This is a genomic window from Streptomyces sp. P5F9 (assembly GCF_057961495.1).
Genome location: NZ_JBXVPZ010000550.1, coordinates 1 through 5,912 on the forward strand (window position 1 = coordinate 1; position 5,912 = coordinate 5,912).

Annotated in this window: 3 protein-coding genes and 2 pseudogenes; 1 reads left to right on the forward strand and 4 read right to left on the reverse strand. The window is 69.7% G+C overall.

Going from position 1 to position 5,912, the window contains the following annotated elements:
- A pseudogene (locus AC31A1_RS45235) lies at positions 1–438 on the reverse strand (hypothetical protein); the annotation flags it as partial.
- 212 nt (positions 439–650) lie between these two features.
- On the opposite strand from AC31A1_RS45235, the gene AC31A1_RS45240 reads away from it, so the two are divergent.
- On the forward strand, positions 651–1,661 hold the full coding sequence (locus AC31A1_RS45240; RefSeq protein WP_489658902.1) for an LAETG motif-containing sortase-dependent surface protein: 1,011 nt from the start codon (positions 651–653) through the stop codon (positions 1,659–1,661).
- A gap of 90 nt (positions 1,662–1,751) precedes the next feature.
- On the opposite strand, the gene AC31A1_RS45245 is transcribed toward AC31A1_RS45240, so the two are convergent.
- The 3 genes and pseudogenes from AC31A1_RS45245 to AC31A1_RS45255 form a co-directional block, all read right to left on the reverse strand.
- The gene (locus AC31A1_RS45245; RefSeq protein ID WP_489658903.1) at positions 1,752–3,530 is read right to left on the reverse strand and encodes a GMC oxidoreductase; all 1,779 of its coding nucleotides are present in this window, start codon (positions 3,528–3,530) and stop codon (positions 1,752–1,754) included.
- Between the two features lie 79 nt (positions 3,531–3,609).
- A complete protein-coding gene (locus AC31A1_RS45250; RefSeq protein WP_489658904.1) occupies positions 3,610–5,241 on the reverse strand; it encodes a succinic semialdehyde dehydrogenase in 1,632 nt (543 codons plus the stop codon).
- Between the two features lie 159 nt (positions 5,242–5,400).
- Positions 5,401–5,912: pseudogene (locus AC31A1_RS45255) on the reverse strand (serine/threonine protein kinase); the annotation flags it as partial.

The window sequence follows — 5,912 nt, forward strand, 5'->3', positions numbered from 1 at the left end:
GTCCACGGCGGAGGGTGCGGCGGTCGGGGCGGCCGTCTCCGGCGCGAGCGGGGTCGCCGCGGCGGGGTCCGCATCCGCCTTGCCGCCGAAGGGGTCGCCGGGGATGAGCGACGGTTTCATCGCGACCACGGCGACGGCTATCGCGAGCGGGACGCCGAGGACGGCCCACGCCCGGCGCCCGCGCCGGGCCCGCCCGTTCATCTCCTGCCAGGCGGGACCGGTCCGCCAGCCCTCGGGCTCCTGGCGCTTGCCCTTGCCCTTCCTCTTCCCCTTGCTCTCGTCCTTCTTCAGCCGCTCGGTCACCTCACGGGCGCGGGCGGACGGTTCCTTCGGGGCGGAGGCGCGGATGTCGCGCTCCGTGTCGCGGGCGAACTGTTCCCAGACATCGTCGGGGATCTCCGGGACCGAGGACGGCTCCTCGGCAGGCTTGTCAGACACGTCCCCAAGTTCTAGACGTTCCGAAAGCCTGTTCACAAGAAGAACTTGGGTGTGACACAGCCCACATAAAAATCCTGTGAGGATGGGCACAACCGTTCTCAGGTTTCCCGGGTCTCACCTGCATAACCAAGGGCCACACCCGCGCCCCACACGCGGCGCCCTCCGCCCAGCGTGCTGCGCTGCCGCAGCACACCGGACTTCTTGAGGACTTCATGAAGCTGCGCCGTGCCATGGCCGCGGCGGCCGCGACGGCCGTCATCGCTCCCCTCGCCCTGCTCTCCGCGCCCGCCGCGTTCGCGGAGGACTCCGCGTCGCCGAGCCCGAGCGACAGCGCGAGCGAGTCCGTCTCCGCGACACCGTCCGACTCGGTCTCCCCGACGCCGTCCGACTCCGACTCCGCGTCGCCATCCGGCAGCACCCTGCCGAGCGACTCGGCCTCGCCCTCGGCGAGCGACAGCGCCTCCACGTCGGCCACGCCGTCCACCTCGGCCGAGCCGAGCGGGGAGCCGACCGACCCGGACGTGCCGTTCTGCGAGGACCTGGACGAGGACTTCTCCGACGCCAAGGTGTCCGCGGACATCAAGGGCCTGCCGGGCAAGATCGTCGCGGGCGACGGCTTCCACGGCTTCAAGCTGACCGTCACCAACGACTCGAAGACCACGGTCGACGGCGTCGCCTTCTACGCCGAGGTCGAGAACTTCGAGATCGACGAGTCGAAGTTCCTGAGCCCGTACGTGGACCTGGAGTTCAAGAACCCCGAGACCGGCAAGTGGGACCGCATCGGCAACGACGAGTGGGCCGGTGACTACTTCTTCTACGTCAACGAGCTGAAGTCCGGGAAGAGCAAGTCGGTCGACCTGCGCGTCAGCATCAGCGCGAAGGCCCCGGCCGGCGACGCCTACTCCTTCGGTTCCGGCGCCTACCTCGACAACGTCAAGGGCCAGGACTGCATCGCCGAGGGCTGGGCCGAGTACGACTTCCAGGTCCTCAAGGCGGGCTCCACGAACCCCGACCCGGGTACCGCCACGCCGGGCGACGGCGGCAAGGACACCTCCGTGAAGAAGCCGCAGGGCGAGGTCTCCGACCTCCCGACCGGCAACCTCGCCGAGACCGGCTCCAGTTCCGCGCTCCCGGTGATCGGCCTCGTGGGCGGCGCCGCCGTCGTCGCGGGTGCCGCCGCGGTGGTCATGGTCCGTCGGCGCAAGAGCGGGGCGAGCGCGTAACACGTAGCTCGTCGCACGAGGAAGGACCTGCGCTCGGAGGGGGGCGCAGGTCCTTCTGTCTGTACCGGCCGTTCAAGTACCCCTGACTGCCTACGACTTCGGCGGCAGCGTCGGCATCCCCAGGAACGGCAGCTTCAGCGCGCCGAACGCGCCCTCGGGGACCGCCGGTTGACGCGGTTCCACCGGCTTCAGGCGTTCGTACGACAGCCCCTGCTCCGGGCGCGGGTCGGGTTCGCCCTTGTTGGGCCAGTACGACATCGCGCGCTCGGCCTGTGCCGTGATGGTGAGGGACGGGTTGACGCCGAGGTTCGCGGAGACCGCCGAGCCGTCGACGACCGAGATGCCGACGTGGCCGTAGAGGCGGTGGTACGGGTCGATCACGCCGGTCTCGCGGGAGGCGCCGATGGGGCAGCCGCCGAGGAAGTGGGCGGTGAGCGGGGTGCCCATGAGTTCGCCGACGTTGGAGCCCGCGAAACCGTTGATCTCGGCGGCGATCGCCGCCGCGCCCTCCGAAGCCGCCTTTATCTGCTTGGGGTTGGGCGCGCCGTGTCCCTGACGGGCCGTCAGCAGGCCTTTGCCCACGCCGTCCGGTTTCAGGTACGTCGTCAGGGAGTTGTCCAGCGACTGCATCACCAGGCCGATGATGGTCCGCTCCGACCAACGCCGGTTGGAGAGCGAACGCAGGACCAGGAGGGGGTGCCTGGCCGCGTTCGCCAGCCAGCCCAGTGCCCTCGACGAGCCCTCCGAGTACGGGACTTGGAGGATGGAGAGGCCGCCCATCGAGTTGGAGCCCTTGCCGTAGCGGACCGGTTCGATGTGGGTGTTCTCGTCGGGGTGGATCGAGGACGTGATGGCGACCCCGCGCGTGAAGTCGACCTGCCGGGTGCCGGTGGCCTTGCGGTAGCGGCGGTTGTTCGTCTGCGCGCCGACCAGCGCCTCCGAGTTGGTGCGGGTCAACTCGCCCAACTTCTCGGAGAGGTACGGCAGTTGCCCGCCCGCCTTCATGCGGTGCAGGAGGGTCTGGGTGCCGTAGGTGCCGGCCGCGAGGACGACCCGGCGGGCCTTGAAGGTACGGCCCTCCGACGACTTCCTCGCGTCCGTGGGCAGGGTGGCTATCGCGTAGCCGCCCTGCGAGTCGTCCGTGACCGACACGACCGTCGTCATCGGATGGACCTTCGCGCCCGCCTTCTCGGCGAGGTAGAGGTAGTTCTCGTTCAGGGTGTTCTTGGCGCCGTGGCGGCAGCCCGTCATGCACTCGCCGCACTCGGTGCAGGCCTTGCGGTCCGGGCCCGCTCCGCCGAAGTACGGGTCGGCGGCCGGTTCGCCGGGGCGTGCCTTCGCTGTTCCCTCGGCGTCCTTGCCGTCGCCGAAGAAGACGCCGACGGGGGCCATGTGGAAGGTGTCTCCTACGCCCATTCGCTGGGCGGCGGCCTTCAGGTGGACGTCCGACGGGGTCATCGTCGGGTTGAGGCGTACGCCCAGCATGCGGCGGGCCTGGTCGTAGTACGGGGTCAACTCCTCTTCCCAGTCGGTGATGTCGCGCCACTGGGGGTCTTCGAAGAACGGCTTCGGTGGGACGTAGAGGGTGTTGGCGTAGTTGAGGGAGCCGCCGCCTACGCCTGCGCCGGCCAGGACCATGACGTTGCCCAGCAGGTGGATGCGTTGGATGCCGTACATGTTGAGCTTGGGGGCCCAGAGGTAGTTCTTGAGGTCCCAGGAGTTTTTGGGGAGCGTCGACGGGGTGAAGCGGCGGCCTGCTTCCAACACGCCGACGCTGTAGCCCTTTTCCGTGAGGCGTAGGGCGGTTACCGAGCCGCCGAAGCCGGAGCCGACGACTATTACGTCGTAGTCGTAGGTGTCCTGGGGCACGGGTTCTCCTCGTTGAGTTTCGCGTGCGGGTGGATCGTGGTTGCTCGCGCAGTTCCCCGCGCCCCTAAAAGCAAAAGCCCTACCTGAGCCGGAACAGCTTCATCGCGCGGAGACTCCTGCTCATGAACTGCGCATACGCCTCGTCGGTCATTCCCAGCGACGGAGCCATCGGCAACAACCGCTGCTGGGCGATCGTCTGGGCCTCGGTGTACTTGAGGATGCCCTCGGAGCCGTGGCGGCGGCCGAGGCCGGAGTCCTTCATGCCGCCCATGGGGGACTGGACGCTGCCGTAGGCGGAGGCGTAGCCCTCGTTGACGTTGACCGTGCCGGTGTGGAGGCGGGCGGCGATGGCGCGGCCGCGGGTGCCGTTCTTCGTCCAGACCGAGGAATTGAGGCCGTACGGCGTGGAGTTGGCCTCCTTCACGACCTCGTCCTCGGTCTTGAAGCGGTAGACGGAGACGACCGGGCCGAAGGTCTCCTCGGCGCAGACGGCCATGGGGGCCTCGACGCCGTCGAGGATGGTGGGCTCGAAGAAGTACGGGCCGATGTCCGGGCGGGCCACCCCGCCTGCCAGCACCTTCGCGCCCTTGGCGACCGCCTCCTCCACGTGCCGGGTCACCGACTCCAACTGCCGTTCCCCCGCGAGCGATCCCATGTCCGCGCCGTACGCGAGGGACGTGCCGAGACGCATCGCCTTGGTGCGGGCGGCGAAGCGTTCCAGGAAGGTGTCGGCGATCGACTCGTGGACGTACAACCGCTCGATGGAGACGCAGAGTTGGCCGGCGGAGGAGAAGCACGCGCGGACCGCGCCCGCCGCCGCCTTCTCGATGTCGGCGTCGTCCAGGACCACCATGGCGTTCTTGCCGCCGAGTTCGAGGGAGACGCCGATCAGACGGGAGGCGGCACTCTGCGCGACCTCGCGGCCGGTGCGGGTGGAGCCGGTGAAGGAGACGTAGTCGGCGTGCTCGACGACCTCGGGGCCGACGACCGGGCCCTCGCCGAGGACGACCTGGAAGACGTCGGCCGGCAGGCCCGCCTCGATGAGGAGGTCGCGGGCCCACAGGGCCGTGAGACACGTTTCCGTGTCCGGCTTCATGACCACCGCGTTGCCCGCCGCGAAGGCCGGAAGGGCGTCGCCGACGGAGAGTTCGAGCGGGTAGTTCCACGGGGCGATCTGGCCGACCACCCCGCGCGGGTGCCGGAGTTCGGTGACCTTGGTGAGGGTCGGGACGGCGCCGGTGTGCCGCTTCGGCTTGAGGTAGGCAGGGGCCTTGCGGCCGTAGTGGCGGGCCGCGACGGCGACGGCCTGCACCTCCTCGTGGGCGTGCAGCCGCGCCTTGCCGGTCTCCAGCTGGATCAGGTCGAGGACCTCGGCCTGACGGGCGAGCACCAGGTCGTGGAAGCGGAGCAGGACCGCCGCGCGCTGCCGTACCGGCGTCTGCGCCCACAGGGCCTGGGCGGCGCGGGCCGCGTCGAAGGCCTTCGCCACGTCCTCGGGTGTGGACTCGGGCAGATCGGCGAGCTTCTCACCGGTGAACGGCGCGTGGTTGGCGGTCCGGCCGGAGCCGACCACACCCTTCGTGAGCTGGGCGACCAGCTCCGGGGTGACCACATCGGCGGCGGTACGGGCGCCTGTGGGGGCCGGCGCGAGGGGGTTCGTGCCGGTCGTCGTTTCCGTACCGGTCTTTTCCGGGGCCTGCGAGTCCGTCATGTGCGGCAGGGTATGCCGGTGCGGAGGGTTTGGGTACCCGTCGGTAATCGGGATTCACCGAGTACTCACACGACGCCAGCGATCACTGGCAACGAACGCGCTGATCAGGGTGTTGTACGGGGACGATCACCACCGGATCGCCACCGGACCGCCGCCGGATCACTTTTCCGTGAGCGCGAGCCGGGCGCGGGCGCCCTTGAAGAGCGCGGTGCCCTTCTTCTCGTCCGGGGTGCCCTTGGGCATGTCCACGCGCAGTTCGTACATGCGGTGGTCGGCGGTGCGGATGACCAGGGCCATGGCGCGGGTGGGGACGCCGGACTGTTCGTAGGTGGTGTCGGCCAGGATCGTGTCCTTGTTCCCCCGGAAGCTGGTGCGGGTGTAGTGGGGGTCGGACGTGGCCTCGGCCCAGGACCGGGCTTGGGCGAGGGGCGCGCCGGCGGCCTTGTCCCATTCGGTGAGGCGGACGCGGAGGGCTCCGGTGCCGTAGGTGACGGTACGGCTGCCGGACGCCGCCCGCGTCTGGAGAAGCCGGTACTGGGACGGGAGGAAGAGGACCGCGCCCATGCCCTCCCGCCGGTGAGCGGTCCAGGAGTCCTTGCCGAGGACGCTCTCGACGAACGTGCCGAACGCCAGCCCCGCCAGGAGGAGCACCCCGAGCGCGATGAGAAGGG